Source organism: Paraburkholderia sp. Clong3 (genome assembly GCF_050436485.1).
In the GTDB taxonomy this organism is placed as follows: Bacteria; Pseudomonadota; Gammaproteobacteria; order Burkholderiales; family Burkholderiaceae; genus Paraburkholderia; species Paraburkholderia tuberum.
Genome location: NZ_JBNDMH010000003.1, coordinates 2,181,942 through 2,206,056, shown reverse-complemented (window position 1 = coordinate 2,206,056; position 24,115 = coordinate 2,181,942). Strand labels below are relative to the sequence as shown.

Genomic DNA, 24,115 nt, shown 5'->3' with positions numbered 1-24,115 from the left:
CGTTAAAAATGGTTGGCACAGGCCTGCTAGACCCGGCGGGCTCAATGACAATGGCTCGAGCGGTCGCGCGAAAACGCGGATTCGACCGAAAAAACGCTGAAGCGGCGCGTCAATTCGGGCGCCGGACGCATGATGCTGAACCGCTCGGTGTACTTCTCGCGACGGCGAATGCGGGCGGCGCATTGCCGGAGTGACGGGATCGCCGATAAAGGGCGGTCGAACAGTCGGGGGTGGTGCGGAGATGCCGGGTTGAGACTGCCTGGTGCTGCCAGTGCTATATGGGTGCGAGGTGCAACTATTGCAATATGATGCCTGAAATAGCCCTGATTGGATAGTGCAAACTTCAGCGCACGACCGGAACGCCCGACTGGCAGGGCTTCGCGGGCGGTTGGCGAAGTCGTGTCGGAGGCGGGACGGGCGACGGACGCGCGAATTGCGCGAGTGGCGCGCGCGAGGCTCGCTATCCGAACGCGTGCGCGAACGCGTGCGTCAGCGCGACGTCTCGGCGACGCGCTTCTGCAATTCGCGCGCGGCCGCCCGCGGCAGGCGCGCATCGTCCCAGCCGGTCAACCATTCGACTTCCTTGGCCGTGAAGACCTGACCATGGTTGCGCAGCGCGTACTGCAGCGAATCGATGATGTGGTTGCGAATGATCTCCGGCGTGCGCTTGTCGTCGAGCACGGCGCGAAGCGCTTCGAGTGTGGCCATCGGTTGGCTCCGTTCGGTTGGGTGTCGGCGGATCAGTGTTTATCGCACGAAAAAAATGCGCTCGCGAGGTAGACAAAATTGCCGTCCGGCCTCGAGTCGCGGCGCCAGCGCGAGGCCGCTACAATGGCGACTTCCTGAATTTCGGACCGAGCGGGCGCGCCGGCGTCCACTGCGGGCATCTGGCTTCGTCGTCATCCGCTATTGCGCGCCGCCTCCTTCGAACCTCGCGTTTTTTCCATGCGCAACCCGAACGTGTCTCCTGTCAAAGACCTGCTGCTGAAGCGCTATGCGCCGATCGCCGACGGCATCGCCGCGCTGCTCTATCCGTGCGCCGAGGTGGTGATTCACGATCTGCGCGATCAGACCATCGCGTATCTGGTGAACAATCTGTCGCGGCTCGAAGTGGGCGCGCCGTCGGTGCTCGACGACGCGCACTTCGCGGCGCGCGGCCAGACCATCGGCCCCTATGAGAAGCTGAACTGGGACGGCCGCCGCATGCGCTGCGTGAGCAACATCCTGTTCGACGACGACGGCAAGCCCGCCGGCATCCTGTGCGTGAACTTCAACATCGCGGTGTTCGAGGATGTGCGCTCGACACTCGATCTGTTCATCAAGGGCGGCGCGATGACGGACGCGCCTGCCGACGATCTGTTCCGCGACGACTGGCAGGACCGCATCAACACGTATCTGCACACGTGGCTGCGCGACCGGCAAATCGGCATCAATGCGCTGACGCGCGAGCACAAGCGTGAAATCGTCGAGGCGCTGCACGCGCAGGGCGCGTTTCGCGGCCGCAGCTCGGCGAATTACGTGGCCGCGGTGCTGACGATGGGCCGCGCGACCGTCTACAAGATCCTGAAGCAGATGAAAGAGGGCGGCTGAGCTCAGGCGCGCCGTGCTTGAAAATGCATCGACGACGCCCAAAATAAGGCCACAGACCATGCGCTACCGACACTACAAAGGCGGCATTTACGAACTGGTCTGCGAGGCCACGCTCGAATCGGATCCGACGGTCACGATGATCGTCTACAAGGCGGCCAATGGTACGATCTGGACCCGTCCAGCGACGGTGTTTTTCGAGCTGGTTGAGCAGGAAGGCATCAAGGTGCCGCGTTTTGCGCCGCTCGATGAGTTCAGCAACGAGGCAGATGCGTCCCCCGCGGACTCACCCATGCTGCCGTAATCACAGGAACAGGAAAACCGAATGCGTCTTTTGCTTGCCATCATTCTGCCGTGGCTGCAGTTTTTCACGATCGGCCGTCCGTTTGCGGGCATCATCTGCCTGATTCTGCAAATCACGCTGATCGGCTGGGTGCCGGCGGCCATCTGGTCGGTGTATTCGCTGAGCCAGTACAACACGGACAAGAAAATTGCCCGCGCAATGGGCAACGGGCGGTAAGACACAGCGCGTGAAAGCGTCGGCTAGCGGGGCGCCAGGCCCCTACGCTCCCGCTCACCGTGCCGGTATCGCGACCGCATCCGGCACTTCGATCACCACGTCGGTTTCCGCGACCGCCACGCACGGCAGGATATAACCGTCCGCCTTTTCCTCGCGGCTCACGCCGGGCCATTCAATCGAGTAGCGCACACGCCCAGACGTCATCCGGCACAAGCATGTTCGGCACGTGCCGTTGCGGCACGAACGCGGCAAACGCAGATTGGCGAAAGCGGCGGCTTCGAGAATCGTCAGCGAATCGGGCGCTTCGAAGCTCTGGCCGAGCGGTTCGACGCGAACCACAGGCGGGCGGGTGGGGGCGGACATCGTGCAGGTCAATGACTAGGTGCGCGACACTTTACACGGGATCGGACACCGCTTTATGCCGCGCCGCAACATCGGCGCGTCAGTCGCGCCTTCAAGAAAAAATCGGGGAAATCTTGCACCTGGCCCGAACTCGTCTAAAGTAAATCAATTCACCTCCGCGTGGCGCGAACTGACGATGCCGCGTCGAGGCGACGGCCCGCGTCGGCTGCATGGGACAAGGAGGAACGAGCGGCGGACGCGATAGCAAGCAATCAGCGCGTGCATTACCCGAGCGCATCGTGCGCGCACTCTTCCAGGTGACTCCCATGCAGATCCAATTCCCGAACGAAGCCCCTGAATATTCAGGTCGCGAACTTACTTTGGCGTTTCCGGCAATGGTCGATGGGCAGAGGGTGGAGTGCATGATCACCGCGGAAGCGCTCGAAGATCACTTCGGCGCTGCGTCCCCCCGGTTGGAGGACATGATCGTCGCTTTCGACGCGCACCGGCCGCGCATCGAGGCCGCCACGCGCCGGCTGTTGTCGGAAACGCGCGCGCAGTGTCTCGTGCTCAGAAGCGGTTACGTGCGGTTTTACGAGGCGAACTGGCGTAACTGACCGATCTGAAATTATCGGCTGGCTACCGGTACCGCAGCTTCGGCAAGCGCGACTGCTGCCGAAGCGCGAAGTTCGGATTCACCCGTGCCGCTGCCGCTGGCTGGCCTGCGCGCAAGCCGCGACCGCGTGCCATGCATCGGCGGCAGGCAGCCAACTCCATTACTTTCAAATGATCCGCCGCAGCGCCCGATCCTTGAACACCACATGGTGCGCGATCGCCGCGAGCGCGTGCAGTCCGATCACCCAATAGAACACGTTGCCGAGCCACTCGTGCGCGTCCTTCAACAGCGGCCGCGCGATCGCATCCGCACGCACCAGCGTGAAGCTGATGTCCGTCCATGCGAGCGACACCGGCCGCCCGCCCGCATTGACCATCAGCATGCCGAGCAGCGGCTGCGCGAAGATGAACACATAGAGCGCGAGGTGCGCGGAGCGCCCGAGAAAAGCGAGCAGCCGATTGCTTTCGAGCTCCTCCGGCGCGCCGGCCCACAGTCTCCACAGCAGCCGCAACACGGCCAGCCCGAGCACCAGCGTGCCGGCCCAATAATGCACGCCGGTCCAGAACGCGCGGCCGTCGGAGCCGCGCGGGCCGCGGATTTCGATGGCCAGATAGGCCAGCGCGACCAGCAGAAAAATCATCCAGTGGAAGAAAATCGCGGGCTTCGTGTAGCGGTCCGTCGTGCGGTTATATGAGGACATCAAGGCTCCTGGGGTGGCGACCCGTGCCGCGGCGACCGAGTCGATCGCGACCCGGTCGATCGCGACCCGGTCTATCGCGACCCGGTCTATCGCGACCCGGTCGATCATCATTCGAAACATCGGATGATAAACGGTCCCCGAACCCGACGACACATTCGACCCCCCGGCCGCGCGAGCGCGACCTCCTCATTCGCTGCCGAGATAGAAATACCGGAACAGGAAAATCGCCGCGATGATCCACACGACCAGCTTCACCTGGCGTGCCTGGCCCGTCAGCAGCTTGAGTCCCGCGTACGAGATGAAGCCGAACGCGACGCCGTTCGCGATCGAGTAGGTGAACGGCATCAGCAGCGCGGTGAGCGCGGCCGGCACGACTTCGGTCGCGTCGTCCCACGGCAGGTCGACCAGTTCGCGCAGCATCAGGCACGACACGTACAGCAGCGCGGGCGCGGTCGCATACGGCGGCACCACTTCGGCGAGCGGCGCGAAAAACAGCGCCGCGACGAACAGCACGGCGACCGTGATCGCGGTCATGCCAGTACGGCCGCCGGCCTGCACGCCCGATGCGCTTTCGATATACGCCGTCGTCGACGAAGTACCGAGCATCGAGCCGGCGAGAATCGCGGTGCTGTCCGCGAGCAGCGCGCGGTTCAGGCGATGCATCTTGCCTTCCACCAGCAGCCCCGCGCGGTTCGCGACGCCCATCAGCGTGCCGGTCGCATCGAACAGCTCGACGAGGAAGAACACCAGCACCACGTTCAGCACGCCGCTCGACAGCGCGCTGCGGATATCGAGCTGCAACAGCGTCGGCGCGATCGACGGCGGCGCGGACACGATGCCGTGAAACTGGTTGCCGCCAAAGAAAAAGCTCAGGATCGTCACGCCGACGATACCGATCAGGATCGCCCCGCGCACGCGCATATGATCCAGCGTGACGATGCCGAAGAAGCCGACCGCCGCGAGCACGACGTGCGGGTCATGCAGATTGCCGAGCGTCACGAGCGTGGCCGGATTGCCGACCACCACGCCGGCCGACTTCAGCGAAATGATCGCGAGAAAGAGACCGATGCCGCCGGTGATCGCGATGCGGATCGAATGCGGAATGCCCTTGACGATCACCTCGCGCACGCGGAACAGCGTGACGATCAGGAACAGGCACCCGGAGATGAACACCGCGCCGAGCGCGGCCTGCCACGTGTAGCCCATGCCCTTGACGACCGTGTATGCGAAGTACGCGTTCAGGCCCATGCCGGGCGCGAGCGCGATGGGGTAGTTCGCGTACAGACCCATGATCAGCGACGCGAGCGCGGCCACGAGGCAGGTCGCGACGAACACCGCGCTCTTCGGCATGCCGGCGTCGCCGAGAATCGCCGGGTTCACGAAGATGATGTAGGCCATCGTCAGGAAAGTGGTCACGCCGGCTAGCACTTCGGTGCGCAGGTTGGTGTCGACGGCGTCGAAGCCGAAGTAGCGTTTGATCGAGTCCATGTGGCGGGTTTTCTCTCTTTCGTCGTTCAGACAGTGTTTTTGTCATCGAGGCGGTGACAGCGCGGCGCGGCAAGGCAGGCCGCGCGGCAGCGTTACGGCGGAATTGTAATCACGAATGGCAGCGCCCCGGCGCCTGTGGCGGCGCCAGCAGGCCGCCCGGGCCCGTCAGGCGGGCGGTTTGCCGTGCGACTGTGGCGCCTGCGCATCACCGCGAGGCGCCTGACGCGCGAGCCAGCGATCGAGTTCGCCAGCAAACGCCTTGCCATCGCGCGCGCTGAAGGCGGCCGGCCCGCCCGTGTCGACGCCGCTCGAGCGCAACTGGTCGAGCATCGAGCGCATGCGCAGCCGTTCTTCGATCGTGCCGCGCGTGTACCAGTTGCCGCGCGGATCGAGCGCGTGGGCATTTTTTGCCAGCACGGCGGCGGCGAGCGGGATGTCGGCGGTGATCACGAGGTCGCCCGCGACGACGCGCTCGACGATCAACTGATCGGCGGCGTCGAAGCCGGCCGGCACCTGGATCGCGCGGATCAGCGGCGACGGCGGCACGCGCAGAAACGAATTGGCGACCAGCGTCAGCGGCATGCCGGTCCGGCGCGCCGCGCGATAAAGCATGTCCTTGACGACGGCCGGGCAGGCGTCGGCATCGACCCAGATTGGCATGGCGCGGGTTCCGGCTGTGTGCGGCTGGTTTGCTGCGTGGGGGATGGAGGGACCGGATGATACCTTGCCGCGACGCAAGCCGTGCCATGCCGCTCGCGGCGGGCGGCATTCAGGCTGCGACTACGCCAGCCGCGACCGCTTTACTGCACGGCCGTCGGGGCGTTGCCTTGCTGCTGCTCGCGGTGTTGCGCGACGATGCGGCCCGCGCGCTGCGCGTTCTCCGGATAGTTGATCCAGTCGAGCGGGTCGTAGCCGGCGGCGAGCCATTCCGCGAGGTCAGCGCGGACCTGGGCGCGCGTTTTCGGCGCCGACGGGTCGGCGGGCTGCGTCACCGCTTGCGCGTAGACGGTGCTGATACCCACGGCGGCCAACAGCGCGCCGAGTCCAATGCGGGAAGACAGTTTCATGGCGGGCTCCTGCGAAGCGGAAAAACAGCCGGACCTGGTGGTTTTTCGGTGCGCCGGGTAAGGCGGTACAAGCAACGCACCATTTCTGCCGGCAAATCGAACCCGCCGCGAGCCTCGTTCGCCACGTCAGCGCAAGCAACGCGCAAGCGGGCGGGTATGCCGAAACGTCGACGCTAATCCGCGCCGAATGGATGTCCTGACAAATATCGTCCTATCACGCCGATGGCTTGTTGAAGCGTTCCAGCCCCGCACTCACGAGGTCGATCGGCAGCGGAAACACGATCGTCGAGTTCTTGTCGGCGGCGATCGTCACCAGCGTCTGCAGATAGCGCAACTGCATCGCCTGCGGTTGCCGCGCGAGCGTCTGGGCCGCCTCCAGCAACTGCTTCGATGCCTGCAACTCGCCTTCCGCGTGAATCACCTTCGCGCGCCGTTCGCGCTCGGCTTCGGCCTGACGCGCAATCGCGCGGATCATCGTTTCATTGATATCGACGTGCTTGATCTCGACGATCGATACCTTGATGCCCCACGCGTCGGTTTGCGAGTCGAGCACTTTCTGGATGTCGGTGTTCAGCTGCTCGCGCTCCGACAGCAACTGGTCGAGGTCGTGCTTGCCGAGCACCGCGCGCAGCGTCGTCTGCGCCAGCTGGCTGGTCGCCTCGAAGTAACGCGCGACCTGGATCACCGCCTTCTCGGGATCGACGACGCGGAAATACACGACCGCGTTGACCTTGACCGACACGTTGTCGCGCGTGATCACGTCTTGCGTCGGCACGTCGAACACGATGGTGCGCAAATCCATGCGCACCGCCTGCTGCACGATCGGAATGATCAATACGAGCCCGGGCCCCTTGACCTTCCAGAAGCGGCCGAGCATGAACACGACGCCGCGTTCGTACTCGCGAAAAATCCGCACCGACGACGCAATCAGCGCGACCACGAGCAGGATCAGGATGCTGCCGAAGCCGAATGTGAAGCCGATCATGAGCGTTCTCCTTGTAAGGCGTCGACCGACGTAACGGGCACCACGGTCAGTGTGAGGCCGTTGCGCGCCGTCACGCGCACGCTCTGACCCGGCGCGGCCGGCGTGGTGCTCGAGACGCGCCAGCGCTCGCCGTGCACGCGCGCCCAGCCGGCCAGCGGGCCGCCTGCCGCGTGTTCGGGTTCGGGCAGCAAGCCGCCGTCCAGCACCACGCCGACGCAGCCGATCAGCGCCTCCGAGCCCGTCACGACCGGCCGCCGCCGCGCGCGCAGCGCGAGCCGCGACACGCCGAGCACGAACGCGACGCTGAACACGACGACCGCGGCGATCAGCGGCAGCGGGATGCCGTAGCCGGGCACGTCGGTATCCATCAGCATCGTTGCGCCGACCACGAACGCGACCACGCCGCCGAAGCCGAGCGAGCCGAAGGTCGGCAGGAACGCTTCGCCGATCAGGAAGGCGATGCCGAGAAAGATCAGCCCGAGGCCGACGTAGCTGATGGGCAGCATCTGCATCGCGAACAGGCCGAGCAGCAGGCTGATCGCGCCGACCACGCCGGGCAGCACGAAGCCCGGATTGGCGAATTCGAAGAACAGGCCATACATGCCGAGCATCAGCAGAATCAGCGCGACGCTCGGATCGGTGATCACGGCGAGAAAGCGGCTGCGCCAGTCGGGTTCGAGCGTGATCAGCGGCGCATGCGCGGTGTGCAGCGTGACGCTGCCCGCGCTCGTGACGTACGTGCGGCCGTCCAGCTGGCGCAGCAGGTCCGGCACGTCGCGCGCGACGATATCGACGACGTGCTGCGCGAGCGCTTCCTCATCGGACAGGCTCACCGCTTCGCGGACCGCGCGCTCGGCCCAGTCGGCGTTGCGGCCGCGCATCTGCGCGAGGCCGCGGATGTAGGCGGCGGCATCGTGGACCTGCTTGCGCAGTTCGGTCGATTGGGTGTCGAGCGGCAGAGCGCTGGCGGCTTCGGATGATGCGCCGGGTGACGCAGGCGCAGGCGCGGACGCGCCGCCAGGCAGCGTGCGCATGTCCGGCAGCCCCGGCGTGCCTGGGGTGGCTGGCGTTACCGGCGGGCCGCCGGCGGGCGGCTCGTTGCCGCCGATGCCCATCTGGATCGGCGTCGCGGCGCCGAGGTTGGTGCCCGGCGCCATCGCCGCGATATGGCTCGCGTAGACGATGTAGGTGCCGGCGCTGGCCGCGCGCGCGCCGCTCGGTGCGATGAAGGTTGCGACCGGCACCGGCGAGGCGAGGATCGCCTTGATGATCTGCCGCATCGACGTATCGAGGCCGCCGGGCGTATCGAGTTGCAGGACCGCGAGCTGTGCGCGCTCGCTGGCCGCGCGCTGCAAACCACGCACGATGAAATCGGCGGTGGCCGGTCCGATCGCGCCATTCACCGGAATCACGACGACGCTGTTGGCGGTCGCGGCGGCGACGTTCGCCGCGCTTGCCGCATTGGCCGCTTGCAGCGGCGCCAGCGCTTCGCGCGTCGCGAAGCCGAACGCGCATAGCACGCCGAGCACGGCGATGCCGCGCATCAAACGGCCCACGATGCCGCCGCGGATAAGCGGCCTGCGCGGACCGGACTGCCGGAGCGGGAGACGCGGAGTCGTGTTCATCGCTGACGGCCGTCGCGCCAGCCGGTGCGAACCGGCGGCGCGGGCCCCTACCCTCGATCAAGGCTGGCCTGTTGCCGCTTAAAGCTTAGTCCGATTCGGCGCGTCGCGTGAGATCGAGCCCCGCGGCCCGGGCCGGCCGATAGTCGGTCGGGCGCATGCCGGTCCATTTGCGGAACGCGCGATGAAACGCGCTCGGCTCCGCGAAGCCGACGGCGTTGGCGATATCGGCGATGGTGCGCTGCGTGCGCTGCAGTTCGGCGATCGCGATGTCGCGCCGCAGCGCGTCCTTGATCGACTGATACGTGTGGCCCTCCTGCTTCAGGTGCCGCCGCATCGTCGCCTCGGCGACGTGCAGGCGCGCGGCCATCTGATCGGCCGCGGGCCAGCCCGACATCGGCAGCGCGCGCAGCGTCTTGCGCACGCGCGCGGCGAGCGAACCCGGATTGCGGTACTTGACGATGAAGCTGCCCGGCGCATCGCGCAGAAACGGCCGCGCCGAGCGCGAAGTCTGGATCACCGGCAGTTCCAGAAACGCAGGGTCGAGATCGACGGACGACTCCGGCTCGTCGAAATACATCTCTTCGCAGAACATCAGCCGGTATTCGTGCGCGGCCGGCGGCGCGGCGCAGCGAAAGCGCGCTTCGAGCAACGGAATGCGCCGGCCGACGAGCCAGCACACGAGCCCGTACACGAGGATGAAATACGTCGCGTAAGCGAACATCGCCGGCTTGCGCGTGCCCGCGCGCTCGACGAACTTCAGGCGCACGCGCTGCGCGTCGGTGTCGATCGTCGCGCCGAGATCGTCGAGCACGAGCCGCATGAAGCCGACCGCGCGCGCAAGCGCCTGCGCGCCGTTGCGCGCGCCCAGCGCCGTCTGCGTCATCGCGATGAAGCTGCCGCTTTTCATCGGATGCGAGTCCTGGCCGAAGAATTCGTCGTCGAGCGCGCGTGCGATGCCGGCCCACAGCGCGCCGTATTGCGCCGACGATACGCGGCTTTTCGGCGACGCGAGCATCGCCGCGGCAATGCCGGCCGCTTCGGCGAGCGTTCGCGCGTCGAGGCCGCGCGCCGTCGCGAGCGCGAGCGTTTCCTCGACGAGACTGACGGAGATCGTGCCTTTGTCGCTTTTCATCGGGATTCGGCTTTTCTGGCAAAAGCGCTCAGCATAGGCTGGACCGTGGTTCATGAAGCCCTCGAAATGGCGAGGCTCCATGCACGTGCATGGTAGCAGGATGGCAAAAGCGCTCAGCAAGAATGAGCGGAGCGAGCATCGAACGGCGCGGGCCGCTTGCCTACACTTGCCGCATCACCGCGATCGCCAGCACGGCCGCCAGCACCAACGAGGACGCAGTCATGGACAGCTTCTACACCGACGAACAACGGATGATCCGCGACGCCGCGCGCGACTTCGCGACCGAATGTCTCGCGCCGCACGCGGCGCAATGGGATCGCGACGCGCAACTGCCGGCCGAGGTCGTCGCGCAGCTGGGCGAACTCGGCTTTCTGGGCATGATGGTGCCGGCCGAGTGGGGCGGCTCCTACACCGATTACGTCGCCTATGCGCTCGCGCTGGAAGAGATCGCGGCCGGTTGCGCCGCCTGCGCGACGCTGATGAGCGTGCACAACTCGGTCGGCTGCGCGCCGATCCTGAACTTCGGCAGCGCCGCGCAGAAAGACCGCTATCTGCGCGAGCTCGCCAACGGCCGGACGATCGGTGCGTTCTGCCTGACCGAGCCGCAGGCGGGCTCCGAGGCGAACAATCTGCGCACCCGCGCGCAGCGGCGCGACGGGCAGTGGATTCTGAACGGCAGCAAGCAGTTCGTGACCAACGGTGCGCGCGCCGGTGTCGCGATCGTGTTCGCGGTCACCGATCCCGAGCGCGGTAAGCGCGGCCTGTCCGCCTTCATCGTGCCGACCTCGACGCCGGGTTTCGACGTCGGCCGGCCGGAGCACAAGCTCGGCATTCGCGCGTCCGACACCTGTCCGATCTCGCTCGATCAGTGCGCGGTGCCCGAGGCCAATCTGCTCGGCGAGCCGGGCGAGGGTCTGCGCATCGCGCTGTCGAATCTCGAAGGCGGGCGCATCGGCATCGCCGCGCAGGCAGTCGGCATTGCGCGCGCCGCGTTCGACGCCGCGCGCCGCTACGCGAACGAGCGCGAACAGTTCGGCAAGCCGCTGAAAGACCACCAGACGATCGCGAACATGCTTGCCGACATGGCGACGCGCCTGAATGCCGCGCGCCTGCTCGTGCATCACGCGGCACGGCTGCGCTCGGCGGGGCGGCCGTGTCTGTCGGAGGCGTCGCAGGCGAAGCTTTTTGCGTCGGAGCTTGCGGAGGAGATCTGTTCGAACGCGATCCAGATTCATGGCGGCTACGGCTATCTGGAGGACTATGCGGTCGAGCGCCACTATCGGGATGCACGGATCACGCAGATTTACGAAGGGACGAGCGAAGTGCAGCGGATGGTGATCGCGCGCCATGTTTGAGGGCGGCGTTTGAGCGCACAATAGCCTGGCCGTGGATGCTCGCCTGGATCACCGCGGCGAAAATAACCGAGCGCGGACCGCGCCACTCGCAACTACGTTGCATGGGACCGGAGTAAGCGCTAAAGCGCTAACTCTGGTCGACAGGAGACGACGATGACAGCAGCGAAAGCCTTTCTCGAAGCGCGCGATCTGCTAGTGCGCCATCGCACCGACTACGAGCGCGCGTACCGCGAATTCGCGTGGCCCGCGCTCGGCGAGTTCAACTGGGCGCTCGACTACTTCGACGCGATGGCGCATGGCAACGACAACCCCGCGCTGTGGATCGTCGACGATCCTTCCAGCGACGGCCTGCGTCTGTCGTACGCGCAGATGTCGGAGCGCTCGTCGCGGATGGCGAACTTTCTGCGCGGCGCGGGCGTCGGCCGCGGCGACCGTGTGCTGCTGATGCTGCCGAACCGCGTCGAGCTATGGGACGTGATGCTCGCCGCGATGAAGCTCGGCGCGATCGTGCTGCCCGCCACCACGCAGCTATCCGCCGACGACGTGCGCGACCGCGTGCAGATCGGCGGCGCGAAGTTCGTCGTGGTCGACAGCGCGGAGCTGGGCAAATTCGATGCGCTCGACGTGCCGCTCACCCGCCTGTCGGTCGGTGCGCCGCGCGACGGCTGGATCGATGTTGCCGCCGCGTACGAGGCTTCGCCGCATTTCACGCCGGAGGGCGTCACCCACGCCAGTGATCCGCTGTTGCTGTACTTCACGTCCGGCACCACCTCGAAGCCGAAGCTGGTCGAGCATACGCACCAGAGCTATCCGGTCGGGCATCTGTCGACGATGTACTGGATCGGCCTGCAGCCCGGCGACATCCATTGGAACATCAGCTCGCCGGGCTGGGCCAAGCACGCGTGGAGTTGCTTCTTCGCGCCGTGGAACGCGCAGGCCTGCGTGTTCGTGTTCAACGTCCCGCGCTTCGTGCCGAAAGACACACTCGCCGCGCTCGTGCGCTTCAACGTCACCACGCTGTGCGCGCCGCCGACCGTCTGGCGCATGCTCGTGCAGGAGCCGCTCGGCGACTATCCGGTGAAGCTGCGCGAAATCGTCGGCGCCGGCGAGCCGCTGAATCCGGAGGTCATCGAGCGCGTCAAGCACGCGTGGGGCATTACGATTCGCGATGGCTACGGCCAGACCGAAACGACCTGCCAGATCGGCAATTCGCCGGGCCAGCCGGTCGTGGCCGGCTCGATGGGGCGTCCGCTGCCGGGCTACCGGGTCGAGCTGCTCGACGCCGACGACCACCCGGTCGGCGAAGGCGAAATCGCGCTGCCGCTCGCCGAACGGCCGCTCGGCCTGATGACGGGTTACGCGAACAACGCCAACGCGACCGCGCAGTCGATGCGCAACGGCCTCTATCGCACGTCGGATGTCGCGCTGCGTCGCGACGACGGCTACTACGTGTACGTCGGCCGCTCGGACGACGTGTTCAAGTCGTCCGACTATCGCCTGAGTCCGTTCGAACTCGAAAGCGTGCTGATCGAACACGAGGCGATCGGCGAGGCGGCCGTCGTGCCGAGCGCGGACGCGTTGCGTCTGTCGGTGCCGAAGGCGTTCGTCACCGTGCGTCACGGCTACGAAGCCGGTCCCGAACTCGCGCGCGCGGTGTTCGCGTTCTCGCGTGAAAAACTCGCGCCGTACAAGCGGATTCGCCGTCTGCAATTCAGCGAACTGCCGAAGACGATCTCCGGCAAGATCCGCCGCGTCGAATTGCGGCGCCGCGAAATGGAGCGCGCGGCCGAGCCCGCGCGTCTGCCGGACGAGTATTGGGAAGAGGATTTTCCCGACTTGCGGTGACTGTCTTTATTCCTCGCCATTGCTGGTTTGCCGCCCCGGTTTGAATCGCACGCGTTGAATTCGAGCTTTGGATTCGACGCGTCGGGGCACTGTTTTCTAATCACAGGAGTTTCAGCATGAGCACCCTTGCTTCGAACGAGACCGGCCGCGACGTTGCCGGCGCCGTGGCCACCGTCAAACTGCTGATCAACGGCGAGTTCGTCGAATCGAAGACGACCGAGTGGCGCGATATCGTGAACCCGGCCACGCAGGCGGTCCTCGCGCGCGTGCCGTTCGCGACCGTCGCTGAAGTCGACGCGGCGGTGCATAGCGCGCATGCCGCGTTCAAAACGTGGAAGGAGACGCCGATCGGCGCGCGCATGCGCATCATGCTGAAGTACCAGGCGCTGATTCGCGAGCATATGCCGCGCATCGCGAAGACGCTGTCGGCCGAGCAGGGCAAGACGATTCCCGATGCCGAGGGCGACATCTTCCGCGGTCTGGAAGTCGTCGAGCACGCGTGTTCGATCGGCACGTTGCAGCAGGGGGAGTTCGCCGAGAACGTCGCCGGTGGTGTGGACACTTACACGCTGCGCCAGCCGCTCGGCGTATGCGTCGGCATCACGCCGTTCAATTTCCCCGCGATGATCCCGCTGTGGATGTTCCCGATGGCGCTCGTGTGCGGCAATACCTTCGTGCTGAAGCCATCCGAGCAGGACCCGCTGTCGACGATGCAGCTCGTCGAACTGGCGCTCGAAGCCGGCGTGCCGAAGGGCGTGCTGAACGTCGTGCACGGCGGCAAGGAAGTCGTCGATGCGCTGTGCACGCATGAACTGGTGAAGGCGATTTCGTTCGTCGGCTCGACGGCGGTCGGCACGCACGTGTATCGCCTCGGCAGCGAACACGGCAAGCGAGTGCAGTCGATGATGGGCGCGAAGAACCACGCGGTCGTGCTGCCCGACGCGAATCGCGAACAGACCCTCAACGCGCTCGCCGGCGCCGCGTTCGGCGCGGCCGGTCAGCGCTGCATGGCGAGTTCGGTGGCGGTGCTGGTCGGTGCCGCGCGCGAGTGGCTGCCCGAGCTCGTCGCGAAGGCGAAGACGCTGAAGGTCAACGCGGGTCACGAGCCGGGCACCGATGTCGGGCCGGTCGTGTCGCGCGCCGCGAAGCAGCGCATTCTCGGTCTGATCGACGCTGGCGTGAAAGAGGGCGCGACGCTCGCGCTCGACGGCCGCGATGTGAACGTGCACGGCTACGAGCAGGGCAACTTCATCGGCCCGACGGTGTTCACCGACGTGACGGCCGACATGGAAATCTACCGCACCGAAATCTTCGGGCCGGTGCTCGCGGTGCTGAACGTGGCGACGCTCGACGATGCTATCGCGCTCGTCAACGCGAACCCGTTCGGCAACGGCGTCGGCCTCTTCACGCAAAGCGGCGCGGCGGCGCGCAAGTTCCAGAGCGAGATCGATATCGGCCAGGTCGGTATCAACATTCCGATCCCGGTGCCGGTGCCGTTTTTCAGCTTCACCGGTTCGCGCGGCTCGAAGCTTGGCGATCTCGGTCCCTACGGCAAGCAGGTCGTGCAGTTCTACACGCAGACCAAGACGGTCACCGCGCGCTGGTTCGACGACGACACCGTCAACGATGGCGTCAACACGACGATCCGCCTGCGTTGAAGGCACTGAGGGCACACCCGGAGACGACATCATGAAGATCGGCTTTATCGGACTCGGCAATATGGGCGCGCCGATGGCGCTGAACCTGCTGAAGGCGGGCCACGCGCTCAACGTGTTCGACCTCAGCGCGGAAGCTGTGCGCACGCTCGTCGACGCGGGCGCGCAGCCGGCCCGCTCACCGCAAGCCGCCGCGAGCGACGTCGAATGCGTGATCACGATGCTGCCCGCCGCGGCTCACGTGCGCAGCGTGCTCGTCGCGGACGATGGCATCCTCGCCGGCATCGCGCCGGGTGTACCGATCATCGATTCGAGCACGATCGATCCCGCCAGCGTGAAAGCGTTTGCCGAACTCGCCGCGGCTCATGGCAACAGCTTCGTCGATGCACCGGTCTCGGGCGGCACGGGCGGCGCGGCGGCGGGCACGCTGACCTTCATGGTCGGCGGCAGTGCGAGCGCGTACGAGCAGGTCAAGCCAGTGCTGTCGGCGATGGGAAAAAACATCGTGCATTGCGGCGACACCGGCACGGGCCAGGTCGCGAAGATCTGCAACAACCTCGTGCTCGGCATCTCGATGGCGGGCGTCGCCGAGGCGATGTCGCTCGGCGAGGCGCTCGGTATCGACACGAAGGTGCTCGGTAGCATCATCAATACGTCGACCGGGCGCTGCTGGAGTTCGGACACGTATAACCCGATGCCGGGCGTGATCGAGACCGCGCCGTCCTCGCGCGGCTATACCGGCGGCTTCGGCACCGACCTGATGCTGAAAGACCTCGGCCTCGCCACCGATGCCGCGCGCGGCGTGCGTCAACCGGTCTATCTCGGCGCGCTCGCGCAGCAGCTCTATCAAACCATGAGCGCGAACGGCGCGGGGCGCCTGGACTTTTCGGCGGTGATCAAGCTGTATCGCTCGCGTGAGCGCGGCGGTAACGGCCAGGGAGGCACGCAATGATCGACCTCGATTACGCACATGACGGCGCCGTTGCTTTGATCACGTTGAAACGGCCGCTCGCGAACGCTTTCACGCCCGACGCTCTGCTGCAATTGCAACGCACCGTCGAGCAGTTGAACGCCGATGCGCGCGTGCGCGCGCTCGTGATCACCGGCGACGGTCCGAAGTTTTTCAGCGCGGGCGCCGATCTGAACACGTTCGCCGACGGCAATCGCGAAGTCGCGCGCACCGCGGCCGCGCGTTTCGGCGCGGCCTTCGAATCGCTGCAGAACGCGCGGCCCGTCGTCATCGCGGCGCTCAACGGCTTTGCGATGGGCGGCGGTCTCGAATGCGCGCTCGCCTGCGATATCCGCATCGCCGAGCAGCATGCGGTGCTGGCGCTCCCCGAGACGGCGGTCGGTCTGCTGCCATGCGGCTGCGGCACGCAGACGCTGCCGTGGCTCGTCGGCGAAGGCTGGGCCAAGCGGATGATTCTGACCGGCGAGCGCGTCGATGCGGCGACCGCGCTCCGCATCGGTCTCGTCGAAGAAGTGGTGGAGCGCGGCGCCGCGCGTGAAGCCGCATTGAACATGGCGCAGCGCGTCACCGGTTTGAGCCCGCAGGCGGTCAGCTTCAGCAAGGAGCTGATCCATCAGGCGCGGCATGGCGTGCCGCGCGCCGCCGCGCTCGCGCTAGAACGCGAGCGCTTCGTCGATCTGTTCGATGGCGCCGATCAGCGCGAGGGCGTCAACGCGTTCCTCGAAAAACGCGCGCCGCGCTGGCAGACGAGCCGTGCATCGGGGGAGACGCAGCAATGAGCACTTCGCACGGCTTTGCGGTCGAAATGCGCGCCGCGACGAACACGCAAGCCGAACCCGACGTGCTGTTTCGCGTCGTCAACCGCGTGGCGATCATCACGCTGAACCGGCCTGCCGCGCTCAACGCGCTGTCGCACGCGATGGTGCGCGAACTCGCGGTGCTGGTCGAGCATTGCCGCACCGATGCCGGGATCGTCGCGCTGGTGCTGAAGGGCGCTGGCGACAAGGGCTTTTGCGCGGGCGGCGACGTGCGCGAGGTACATCGGCTCGCGACGCAGGGCGACCCACGCTGGCTCGCGTTCTTCGTCGACGAATACCGGCTCGATTACGCGTTGCACACGTTTGCGAAGCCGGTGGTCGCGCTGCTCGACGGCATCGCGATGGGCGGCGGCATGGGCCTCGGCCAGGCGGCGCGGCTGCGCATCGTGACCGAACGCAGCCGCATCGCGATGCCGGAGACGCGCATCGGCTTCCTGCCCGACGTCGGCGCGAGCCGCTTTCTGAGCGTGATGCCGGCCGAGCTTGCGCTGTATGTCGGGCTGACCGGCGCGACGCTTGCGGGCGCCGATGCGATGCGGCTGCAACTGGCCGACCTGTGCGTGCCGGCCGACTGGCTCGCGAGCTTCGAGGAACGTTTGCAGCGCATGTCGCACGACGGCGAGCGCATCGACGCGCTGCGCGCCGTGTTCGAGCCGCCGTGCAATATCGTGCCGCACGCGCCGCTCGGCGCGCTGACGCAACTGATCCTGCGCCACTTCGACCGGCGTTCGGGCGTCGAGCGCATCGTCGCGACACTGCGTCAGGATCTCGAACGCGAACCGCCGCGCGAGGTGCGGCAATGGCTGCAGGCGACCTACGACGCACTGACCGCCCATTCGCCGACGATGCTGCACGTGACGCGCGAAGCGCTGCTGCGCGGCCGGCAGATGACGCTTGCCGATTGCTTCCGGATGGAGCTCGGCATCGTGAAGCGCTCGATCGAGGAAGGCGATTTCCGCGAGGGCGTGCGCGCGCAACTGATCGACAAGGACCGTCGGCCGCGCTGGTCACCGGCGACGCTCGCCGATGTGCAACCCGAGCGCGTGCGGCATTTCCTGAGTTCGCCGTGGCACGGCGACGCGCATCCGCTGGCGGCGCTGGGCGCGGAGCATGGCGACTGACTTGCGCGGCGTATCGCATGCCGCGCGGGGCGCGCGGCCCGGCGCACGCGCGCCCGCCCTTAGCTCTGCCTGGCATGTCCCGCCCATCAGCCGCCGGTGCCAATTGTGGTGTGGCGGACACAGACTACGCGCGCCGATTGACATCTTTCCGGGCGCAATCTTAGATAGATAGTTCAGCCCCGTCCCGACCGGCAAAGCCTGCTCGCAGCCCTCATCACGGCGCTCGTCCGACCTACGGTGCGTTTATACGTCACCGCTTCCCGCATTCCCGTGCTCTTGATCGATCAGGAGGCAATGCGTATGGAAAAGCCGTCAGATGAGAATCGCCGCTCCAAACCCTTCGGCGACAAACCCGCTTCCCACCTCGATCAGGGCCCTCATGCAAAAAAGCTCGCCCTCACCGCGCTAGGCGGCATTGCGGTTCTGGTGGGCAGCGGTATCTACTGGATGGTGACCTTTTCGCATCGCGTGCCGGATGCGGATTGCTTTCCTCCCGGCATCGAGTGCGTTAAAAAGATCGCCGCGGTGATGAAGGAAGTCAGCGACGCGGATCGCGCAACCAGCATGGGCGAGAGCTGGCTGCTTGCGTTGCTGGTCACGGCCTTCACGTTCCTCGTGTTTTATGTCCACATTTGCCGTGGAGAAGAAGAACGGGCGCGGACCATCGCGGAACGCGAGTTCGAGGAGAAGAAGCGTATCGCGGAAGAGGAAGGCGAGGCCGCTCCCGACGTCGACTCCCGCTCGAAGGGTGTAGTCGGCATCCTGCGAACCTGGTTCGCGTCGCGCTGGTGCATTCCGGTGTTCTGCTACGTCCCCGCGGTATTGCTGTTCGGCGGAGAGATATGGGAGGGCTATACCGATGCGGTCGTACTCGCATTGGCGCTCGCCGCCATTTACGTGGCCGCCGAACACTATTCCGCGCTCGAGCAGCAACGCAAGCTCGTCGACGAGCAGGAAGCGGTGCTCGAGACCATCCGCAAGGAACTCAGCGACAAGGTGGCCAGCATCGATAACGCGATGGGAACCCGCTATGGTCTTCGCGTGATTTACGACGCCTATCGCGACCCGAACCACGACCAGTCCCGCGCAGAGGAGAGGCAGCGCTTGCAGCCGGGCGCGGCGCACCAGCCTCACGGCGGCGCGGCGAACGTTCAGGAGTCTGAAAAAGGCATTTTTTCGATCTATCGTTTCTTCGATATCGACAAGCAATGGTGGGCGCGCGAGTCCTGGGACGGCTATCGCAGCAGCCCCGCGGCGACGCTCTATCGGACCTTGAAGGAAGGCGCGCGCACGAAGATGACGCTGGTGACGCCTCTCGAATATCCCGAGTTCGACGACGGCTCGATGCAGGACAAGGCACTCTTCTTCGGCAAGTTCATTGGACTCGTATGGCATTACGTCGTGCTGTGGCACGTACGGCGCGAGCTCGAGGCCGACTCGAAAGACGTCGCGTGCGAACACAAGATCCGCATTGCGCAGACTTCGCTGTGGCTGCATGTGGTCGACCGGACCGTCTATCAGATTCTCGGCGACGATCGCGGCAAGGACGTCAAGGTGCGCAACCTGACGCACGACATGGATGAGATCTCGGTATCGCTCGCCCGCTGGGCCAAGCGTGAAATTCAAACGCTGGCGGCGCGTGGCCCGACCGTCGAGGAGTACATCTGCACCTGCCTGACCGATGCCCATCAGGCCATACCCGCGGACGGCGCGGCCACCTTCGGACAGAACGAGGATCACGTACTCGAAAGACTCGGATTCAAGGAATGGGCGAACGAAGGAGACGCGCCATCGGGAATTCGCAAGCGAGTGTTGGCCGCGCGCTGCAAGGGATTGATCCGGGATGCCGTGGCGATCATCGCCACGTCCGAGCCGGGGCAGACGGCGATCATCGACGGCCGATACGATCCGTCGATCGAAGAGATAGCAGCGGAGGTCGAGTGATGACTAATTCCATCGATGCGATGCTGGCCGACTTGGAGATCATCAGCGACCTGGTGATGTGCATCGTGGTGCCGACGAAAAACACGGACCGGTCGAACTTCACGACGCCGATCTCGCTGATCGTCAGACACCATCTGGTCGGCGGGCAGTCGCCGCTTGCCGGTCGCGACGTGCGCGGTCTCGTCGACCGGCTCAAGCACTGCGCCGGCGCGCTGTGCAAGGTCGGATCGGGCAAGAAGCTGCTCGCCGATTCGCAGTTGATGCGGGGCATTCCTGCGGCGCCATATCAGGCGAATCAGTTCTACGTCGAGTTGCTGACGGCGGTGTCGCTCGGTCTTTACTTTCTCGGCGTGCCGATCGGCGAGCCGTGGGACCTGGTGCAGACCTGGGCCGACGAGGAGGGCGGCGGGCTACCGAACGGCATCTGCGTGGCGAAGGCGATCGGCGATATCGTGCGCTCGTCGCGCAAGTGGCATCCCACGCTGCCGGTGGAAGCCGATGCGAACGAGCGCGCCAAACGCAGGGCGTCGACGGATCTGATCGTCCATTCGTTCCTGCCGATGATCCTGTTTCGCGATCTGATCCTGTGGGGCGGCGGACAGCCGGAACCGGAGAATTCCGGGCTGCCGGAACATCCGTCGATCCGCAGTCAGACGGCGACCGGACCCACCGAAGGCGACGAGTCGGATGAACGGTCTTTGCTCGTGCCGTCGATCCATGCGTTGGGCCGCTGTTACGAAGTGTTGCAACTGCAACTTTACCTGAGGGCGGGTTATCCGATTTACTATGCCGTGCCAGAGGCCATTCTGAAGACCGAAATTTTGCGGTCCTGCGCGGCGGGAAAATCCACCGAGGAGTGCTGGGAAGAAATGTGCACGTTCCTGCGTGACAAGATCTTCCGCGGCAAGCTGCCCGACGCCGGCAATCTGCAGAAGCAGTGCGTCTACGTGATCGACCGGACCAAGCCTCCCGCGTGCTTCATCAATCACGATGCGGGGCTGCTGACCTTCGAAGGCATCGATCTCGACGTGGGCAGCCGCGAACTGCCGCTACCGGCGAGTTACATGCTCGATGAACGCAGGGAGCGCTACCGCAAGAGAGTGCTTTCGTTCAAGCCGGCCGATGACGAAGCCGCGCTGCGAAACCTCTTGAATGGCGCAAAGAACAAGGAACTTTTCAAGCATATCTTTCATGGCGCGAAAGATGATCATCCTGATCCGGCTCACGGCAAGGATGCCGCCAACGACGCCGCGAAGGACACCGTCACGGCGAGGTGACGATGCGCGGCGCACTGGGTATCGGGAACGCCGGATGCTAGGAATTTTAAGGTTGCTCCGACGCGGATCGCCTCTGGCGAAGCGATCCGCGCCATAACGAGGCGCGTCGCGCCGTACGTTGGCTGTTTCGTTGCAACGCCAGCAGGCAACTCCACAGTCAAACCTGGCAGGAAGGCACCATGGACAGGAATCGTGTAGAAGGTACAGCGAAGGAGCTCAAGGGCTCGGTCAAGGAAGCGATTGGCAAGGTCACCGGCAATCGCGCGAAACAGGCCGAAGGAGCGGCCGAAAAAATAGCCGGCAGGATACAGGCGAGAATCGGCGAAGAAACCGAAGAGGTACGAGAGCGTGTGAAGAGTTAGCGAGCCGAAACTTCACGTACCCGCAGCTTCATTTATCCTGCCCCCCGGTTTCGGGCGCATCAAGTCACGCACGCAAGCCGTGCAATGACGCACCGCGTGCGTAGCGCCTCGCACGCCGCCGGTGCTCGCCGCGTCGCGCCCTCGCCGCGTCGCGCCCTCGCGGCGCGGCGTTCGACACACGGAACGTGTAAATTTCTGTTACGGTCCAGAGTCAGCCGGCGCACTCGTCGCGCCGGCGCCGCATCGCCCATTCGAGGACGCTTCATGCTGGGATTCGACGTCGGCGCGGCCAGGAAAGTCTGGACCGCGTCTCTGCTCGCGCTGCTATTTTTCCTCATCTATATCGCGTCGACGACGGTGCTCGTCGTCGTGTTCGCGGTGTTTTTCAGCTATCTGATCTACCCGATGGTGGTGCTGGTCGAACGCGTGAGGCCGCGCCGCATGCCGCGCGTCGTGTCGATCGCGGTCGTGTTCGTCGTCGTGGTCGCGCTGCTCGCGGTGGTTGGCTCACTGTTCGGCGTGGAATTGCAGGATCAGGCGACGCGCCTCTTCACGCAACTGCCCGCGCTGCTGCGCACCGATGTGCCGAACCGTTTTCCGCTGCCGCATTTTCTCGAACCGCTGCGCGAGCGGATCGTCGATTTCGTGCGCAGCCAGATCGAGACCGGCTCGGACAACGCCGTGCCGTTGGCGCGCAGCCTCGGGCTCGGCGTCGTCCACGCGGCGAGCAACCTGATCTACCTGGTGCTGATTCCGATCCTGAGCTTCCTGCTGATCAAGGACGGCGAACGGATGCGCGACGCGTTTCTGGCGTTGCTGAACAGCCGGCATCGCGTGCTGTGGAACGAGATCGTCGACGATCTGAACGTGCTGCTGTCGAAGTACGTGCGCGCGCTGCTGTTTCTGTCGCTCGCCACGCTATTTAGCTACGGCGTCGTGTTCTCGCTGCTCGGCGTGCCGTACGCGTTTCTGCTCGCGGTCAGCGCGGGGCTGCTCGAATTCGTGCCGTTCGCGGGGCCGCTTGCCGCGGTCGCGATCACGCTCGTGGTCGCCGTGTTCAGTGGCTATCCGCACCTGTTGTGGCTCGTGATTTTTATCGGGCTGTACCGGCTGTTCCAGGACTACGTGCTCAATCCGTATCTGATGAGCGAAGGCGTCGAGGTCAGTCCGTTTCTGGTGATCGTCGGACTGCTCGCGGGCGATCAGCTTGGCGGCGTCGCTGGGATTTTTCTCGCGGTGCCCGTCATCGCGACGCTGAAAATCGTGATCGGCCGGGCGCGCGTGTTTTACTCGGCGTCGCACGGGCAGGGCGAGGCCGCGCGGCGCGCGCTGACGGGCAGCACCGACGATGAGGCGTAACGCGCGGCGCGCAGTCGGCGCAGCGACACCGCGCGCTGCCTGGCATCGCTAACCTTCTCCAGCGATGTGAGCTTCGATGCCGGCGCGAGGCATCGTCGCGCCAGCGGCGCTGGCCGCCGCCACTTCGCGCGGCACGCCCTTCACGCGCGAGATCCACAGCACCGCCGCGAATGCGACCGCCACCGCCGCCCAGCCGACGGTTCCATACCCGGCGATGCGGCCATCAGCCGACGTGCTCAGCATCAAGCCGCCGAGCCACGCGCCAGTGCCGGTGCCGAGCGCCTGCAGCGCGCTGTTCGCGCTCAGGAACGCACCGCGTCGCGCGGGTTCGGGGACCGTGGTCAGCAGTGCCTGCATCGGCACCATGCGGCCGTTCATCAACACGAGGAAGCACGGGAAGAACAGCACGAGCGCGTAGAACGGCAGGTTCGGCAGATGCGTGATGAACAGCACCGGCACGAACGACAGCAGCGCCGCGCAGCGAAACACGCGCTGCGTGCCGAAGCGGTCGGCGAATCTGCCGACGAGGCGCGACGTGAAGAAGGTCGCCGCACCGCCGGCCATGTACAGCCACGACAGCTGTCGCGGTGCGACGCCGTGATTGGCGACCAGCATCGGCGCAATGAACGGGATCACCAGCATGTGCGCGATCATCATCATGAACGTTAGCGCGAACGCGTTCAGATGGCTTCTGTTGCTCAGCAGGCGCCACAGCTCGGGCAATACTTCCGCGAGCGGCGGCTGCCGGCGGCTCAGATGCGCGGCCAGCGACGGCACCTGTTGCGAGGCCGCGAACCACACCAGCAGCGACAACGCGACCAGCAGGAAGAACGGCGCCGCCCAGCCGAACTGCGCGCCGAGCATCACGCCGGCCGGCACGCCGGCGATCGCCGCGAGCGAGAACGCGGTCATGATCGTGCCGGTCGCGGCGCCGCGCCGTTGCAGCGGGATCACGTCGCCGACGATCGCCATGATCACGGAGCCGAGCACGCCGCCGGTGATGCCCGCGAACGCGCGCGCGGCGAGCAGCAGCGCGAAGCTCGACGCGAGCGCGCACGCGAGGTTCGACAGCGCGAACAGCGCGTAAATGGTGAGCAGCAGACGGCGCCGGTCGAAGCGGTCGATATAGGTCGCCGCGAACAGGCCCGACAGCCCCGAGCACCACGAATACGCGGATACGGCCGTCGCGAACGCGGCCGGCGCGATCTGGAACGCGCTCATGATCTGCGGGCCGAGCGGCATCATCACCATGAAGTCCATGATGATCGTGAACTGCGTGAGCGCGAGCAGCCACAACAAACGACGCTCGTGCCGTGCAGTGATTGAGTACATCGGTTGATTTCCTTT

Annotated in this window: 24 protein-coding genes; 14 read left to right on the top strand and 10 right to left on the bottom strand. The window is 65.7% G+C overall.

Features of this window, described 5'->3' with window-relative positions; translation table 11 throughout:
* Positions 1–489: 489 nt before the first annotated feature.
* Positions 490–708, bottom strand: a complete 219-nt coding sequence (locus tag OKW30_RS33505; RefSeq protein ID WP_184062730.1) for a hypothetical protein — start codon at positions 706–708, stop codon at positions 490–492.
* A gap of 237 nt (positions 709–945) precedes the next feature.
* Here OKW30_RS33505 and OKW30_RS33500 point away from each other — a divergent pair, with 237 nt between their 5' ends.
* The 3 genes from OKW30_RS33500 to OKW30_RS33490 are packed head-to-tail and all read left to right on the top strand — an operon-like array spanning position 946 to position 2,107.
* Positions 946–1,590, top strand: coding sequence for a helix-turn-helix transcriptional regulator (locus OKW30_RS33500; protein WP_018425410.1), 645 nt, complete (start codon positions 946–948; stop codon positions 1,588–1,590).
* Between the two features lie 58 nt (positions 1,591–1,648).
* Positions 1,649–1,891, top strand: coding sequence for a DUF1653 domain-containing protein (locus OKW30_RS33495; protein WP_187626547.1), 243 nt, complete (start codon positions 1,649–1,651; stop codon positions 1,889–1,891).
* Positions 1,892–1,912: 21 nt separating this feature from the next.
* Positions 1,913–2,107 carry a YqaE/Pmp3 family membrane protein gene (locus OKW30_RS33490; protein ID WP_090806541.1) on the top strand — a complete coding sequence of 65 codons (195 nt, stop codon included), beginning with the start codon at positions 1,913–1,915 and terminating at the stop codon, positions 2,105–2,107.
* Between the two features lie 54 nt (positions 2,108–2,161).
* On the opposite strand, the gene OKW30_RS33485 is transcribed toward OKW30_RS33490, so the two are convergent.
* A complete protein-coding gene (locus tag OKW30_RS33485) occupies positions 2,162–2,470 on the bottom strand; it encodes a 2Fe-2S iron-sulfur cluster-binding protein (protein ID WP_184062727.1) in 309 nt (102 codons plus the stop codon).
* A 305-nt stretch (positions 2,471–2,775) separates the two neighbouring features.
* Here OKW30_RS33485 and OKW30_RS33480 point away from each other — a divergent pair, with 305 nt between their 5' ends.
* Positions 2,776–3,066 (top strand): DUF1488 domain-containing protein, encoded by a 291-nt coding sequence (locus OKW30_RS33480; RefSeq protein ID WP_026226687.1) that lies wholly within the window; start codon positions 2,776–2,778, stop codon positions 3,064–3,066.
* Positions 3,067–3,231: 165 nt separating this feature from the next.
* Here the strand turns inward: OKW30_RS33480 and OKW30_RS33475 are convergent, their stop codons facing one another.
* The 7 genes from OKW30_RS33475 to OKW30_RS33445 form a co-directional block, all read right to left on the bottom strand.
* Positions 3,232–3,765 carry a cytochrome b gene (locus tag OKW30_RS33475; protein ID WP_429349215.1) on the bottom strand — a complete coding sequence of 178 codons (534 nt, stop codon included), beginning with the start codon at positions 3,763–3,765 and terminating at the stop codon, positions 3,232–3,234.
* Between the two features lie 186 nt (positions 3,766–3,951).
* Positions 3,952–5,253 carry an NCS2 family permease gene (locus OKW30_RS33470; protein ID WP_184054534.1) on the bottom strand — a complete coding sequence of 434 codons (1,302 nt, stop codon included), beginning with the start codon at positions 5,251–5,253 and terminating at the stop codon, positions 3,952–3,954.
* Positions 5,254–5,418: 165 nt separating this feature from the next.
* Positions 5,419–5,913, bottom strand: coding sequence for a YaiI/YqxD family protein (locus OKW30_RS33465; protein WP_429348739.1), 495 nt, complete (start codon positions 5,911–5,913; stop codon positions 5,419–5,421).
* A gap of 140 nt (positions 5,914–6,053) precedes the next feature.
* A complete protein-coding gene (locus OKW30_RS33460; protein ID WP_184062720.1) occupies positions 6,054–6,320 on the bottom strand; it encodes a DUF4148 domain-containing protein in 267 nt (88 codons plus the stop codon).
* Between the two features lie 214 nt (positions 6,321–6,534).
* Positions 6,535–7,305, bottom strand: a complete 771-nt coding sequence (locus OKW30_RS33455) for a slipin family protein (RefSeq protein ID WP_184031463.1) — start codon at positions 7,303–7,305, stop codon at positions 6,535–6,537.
* The gene (locus tag OKW30_RS33450) at positions 7,302–8,930 is read right to left on the bottom strand and encodes an NfeD family protein (RefSeq protein WP_184062716.1); all 1,629 of its coding nucleotides are present in this window, start codon (positions 8,928–8,930) and stop codon (positions 7,302–7,304) included. Before OKW30_RS33450 ends, OKW30_RS33455 begins: the two co-directional genes overlap by 4 nt.
* Before the next feature lie 85 nt (positions 8,931–9,015).
* Positions 9,016–10,062 (bottom strand): AraC family transcriptional regulator, encoded by a 1,047-nt coding sequence (locus OKW30_RS33445; protein WP_184062714.1) that lies wholly within the window; start codon positions 10,060–10,062, stop codon positions 9,016–9,018.
* 221 nt (positions 10,063–10,283) lie between these two features.
* On the opposite strand from OKW30_RS33445, the gene OKW30_RS33440 reads away from it, so the two are divergent.
* From OKW30_RS33440 to OKW30_RS33395, 10 genes are all read left to right on the top strand, one after another.
* Entirely contained in the window at positions 10,284–11,417 is a 1,134-nt protein-coding gene (locus tag OKW30_RS33440) for an acyl-CoA dehydrogenase family protein (protein ID WP_429349214.1), read from the top strand.
* A gap of 153 nt (positions 11,418–11,570) precedes the next feature.
* The gene (locus OKW30_RS33435) at positions 11,571–13,262 is read left to right on the top strand and encodes an AMP-binding protein (RefSeq protein WP_429348738.1); all 1,692 of its coding nucleotides are present in this window, start codon (positions 11,571–11,573) and stop codon (positions 13,260–13,262) included.
* 116 nt (positions 13,263–13,378) lie between these two features.
* The gene (locus tag OKW30_RS33430; RefSeq protein WP_184062709.1) at positions 13,379–14,920 is read left to right on the top strand and encodes a CoA-acylating methylmalonate-semialdehyde dehydrogenase; all 1,542 of its coding nucleotides are present in this window, start codon (positions 13,379–13,381) and stop codon (positions 14,918–14,920) included.
* A gap of 31 nt (positions 14,921–14,951) precedes the next feature.
* Entirely contained in the window at positions 14,952–15,869 is a 918-nt protein-coding gene (gene mmsB, locus OKW30_RS33425; protein ID WP_429348737.1) for a 3-hydroxyisobutyrate dehydrogenase, read from the top strand.
* On the top strand, positions 15,866–16,666 hold the full coding sequence (locus OKW30_RS33420; protein ID WP_429348736.1) for an enoyl-CoA hydratase: 801 nt from the start codon (positions 15,866–15,868) through the stop codon (positions 16,664–16,666). Before mmsB ends, OKW30_RS33420 begins: the two co-directional genes overlap by 4 nt.
* A complete protein-coding gene (locus OKW30_RS33415) occupies positions 16,663–17,826 on the top strand; it encodes an enoyl-CoA hydratase/isomerase family protein (protein ID WP_429348735.1) in 1,164 nt (387 codons plus the stop codon). The genes OKW30_RS33420 and OKW30_RS33415 overlap by 4 nt, the downstream gene beginning before the upstream one ends.
* Positions 17,827–18,126: 300 nt before the next feature.
* The gene (locus tag OKW30_RS33410) at positions 18,127–19,770 is read left to right on the top strand and encodes a hypothetical protein (RefSeq protein ID WP_429348734.1); all 1,644 of its coding nucleotides are present in this window, start codon (positions 18,127–18,129) and stop codon (positions 19,768–19,770) included.
* Positions 19,770–21,047, top strand: coding sequence for a hypothetical protein (locus OKW30_RS33405; RefSeq protein ID WP_429348733.1), 1,278 nt, complete (start codon positions 19,770–19,772; stop codon positions 21,045–21,047). Before OKW30_RS33410 ends, OKW30_RS33405 begins: the two co-directional genes overlap by 1 nt.
* A 179-nt stretch (positions 21,048–21,226) precedes the next feature.
* A complete protein-coding gene (locus tag OKW30_RS33400) occupies positions 21,227–21,409 on the top strand; it encodes a CsbD family protein (RefSeq protein WP_018425391.1) in 183 nt (60 codons plus the stop codon).
* Between the two features lie 264 nt (positions 21,410–21,673).
* Positions 21,674–22,768, top strand: a complete 1,095-nt coding sequence (locus OKW30_RS33395) for an AI-2E family transporter (RefSeq protein WP_184062697.1) — start codon at positions 21,674–21,676, stop codon at positions 22,766–22,768.
* A 48-nt stretch (positions 22,769–22,816) separates the two neighbouring features.
* Here the strand turns inward: OKW30_RS33395 and OKW30_RS33390 are convergent, their stop codons facing one another.
* Entirely contained in the window at positions 22,817–24,100 is a 1,284-nt protein-coding gene (locus tag OKW30_RS33390; RefSeq protein WP_429348732.1) for an MFS transporter, read from the bottom strand.
* Between the last annotated feature and the right edge of the window lie 15 nt (positions 24,101–24,115).

What these genes read in the sequence shown, in the direction of transcription:
- OKW30_RS33400 (WP_018425391.1), top strand. Translation starts at nt 21,227, where the DNA reads ATGGACAGGAATCGTGTAGAAGGTACAGCGAAGGAGCTCAAGGGCTCG.
- OKW30_RS33410 (WP_429348734.1), top strand. Translation starts at nt 18,127, where the DNA reads ATGGAAAAGCCGTCAGATGAGAATCGCCGCTCCAAACCCTTCGGCGAC.
- OKW30_RS33460 (WP_184062720.1), bottom strand. Translation starts at nt 6,320, where the DNA reads ATGAAACTGTCTTCCCGCATTGGACTCGGCGCGCTGTTGGCCGCCGTG.
- OKW30_RS33470 (WP_184054534.1), bottom strand. Translation starts at nt 5,253, where the DNA reads ATGGACTCGATCAAACGCTACTTCGGCTTCGACGCCGTCGACACCAAC.
- OKW30_RS33490 (WP_090806541.1), top strand. Translation starts at nt 1,913, where the DNA reads ATGCGTCTTTTGCTTGCCATCATTCTGCCGTGGCTGCAGTTTTTCACG.
- OKW30_RS33475 (WP_429349215.1), bottom strand. Translation starts at nt 3,765, where the DNA reads ATGTCCTCATATAACCGCACGACGGACCGCTACACGAAGCCCGCGATT.
- OKW30_RS33390 (WP_429348732.1), bottom strand. Translation starts at nt 24,100, where the DNA reads ATGTACTCAATCACTGCACGGCACGAGCGTCGTTTGTTGTGGCTGCTC.
- OKW30_RS33505 (WP_184062730.1), bottom strand. Translation starts at nt 708, where the DNA reads ATGGCCACACTCGAAGCGCTTCGCGCCGTGCTCGACGACAAGCGCACG.
- OKW30_RS33495 (WP_187626547.1), top strand. Translation starts at nt 1,649, where the DNA reads ATGCGCTACCGACACTACAAAGGCGGCATTTACGAACTGGTCTGCGAG.
- OKW30_RS33395 (WP_184062697.1), top strand. Translation starts at nt 21,674, where the DNA reads ATGCTGGGATTCGACGTCGGCGCGGCCAGGAAAGTCTGGACCGCGTCT.
- OKW30_RS33415 (WP_429348735.1), top strand. Translation starts at nt 16,663, where the DNA reads ATGAGCACTTCGCACGGCTTTGCGGTCGAAATGCGCGCCGCGACGAAC.
- OKW30_RS33500 (WP_018425410.1), top strand. Translation starts at nt 946, where the DNA reads ATGCGCAACCCGAACGTGTCTCCTGTCAAAGACCTGCTGCTGAAGCGC.
- OKW30_RS33440 (WP_429349214.1), top strand. Translation starts at nt 10,284, where the DNA reads ATGGACAGCTTCTACACCGACGAACAACGGATGATCCGCGACGCCGCG.
- OKW30_RS33430 (WP_184062709.1), top strand. Translation starts at nt 13,379, where the DNA reads ATGAGCACCCTTGCTTCGAACGAGACCGGCCGCGACGTTGCCGGCGCC.
- OKW30_RS33455 (WP_184031463.1), bottom strand. Translation starts at nt 7,305, where the DNA reads ATGATCGGCTTCACATTCGGCTTCGGCAGCATCCTGATCCTGCTCGTG.
- OKW30_RS33445 (WP_184062714.1), bottom strand. Translation starts at nt 10,062, where the DNA reads ATGAAAAGCGACAAAGGCACGATCTCCGTCAGTCTCGTCGAGGAAACG.
- OKW30_RS33465 (WP_429348739.1), bottom strand. Translation starts at nt 5,913, where the DNA reads ATGCCAATCTGGGTCGATGCCGACGCCTGCCCGGCCGTCGTCAAGGAC.
- OKW30_RS33420 (WP_429348736.1), top strand. Translation starts at nt 15,866, where the DNA reads ATGATCGACCTCGATTACGCACATGACGGCGCCGTTGCTTTGATCACG.
- OKW30_RS33405 (WP_429348733.1), top strand. Translation starts at nt 19,770, where the DNA reads ATGACTAATTCCATCGATGCGATGCTGGCCGACTTGGAGATCATCAGC.
- OKW30_RS33450 (WP_184062716.1), bottom strand. Translation starts at nt 8,930, where the DNA reads ATGAACACGACTCCGCGTCTCCCGCTCCGGCAGTCCGGTCCGCGCAGG.
- OKW30_RS33480 (WP_026226687.1), top strand. Translation starts at nt 2,776, where the DNA reads ATGCAGATCCAATTCCCGAACGAAGCCCCTGAATATTCAGGTCGCGAA.
- mmsB (WP_429348737.1), top strand. Translation starts at nt 14,952, where the DNA reads ATGAAGATCGGCTTTATCGGACTCGGCAATATGGGCGCGCCGATGGCG.
- OKW30_RS33485 (WP_184062727.1), bottom strand. Translation starts at nt 2,470, where the DNA reads ATGTCCGCCCCCACCCGCCCGCCTGTGGTTCGCGTCGAACCGCTCGGC.
- OKW30_RS33435 (WP_429348738.1), top strand. Translation starts at nt 11,571, where the DNA reads ATGACAGCAGCGAAAGCCTTTCTCGAAGCGCGCGATCTGCTAGTGCGC.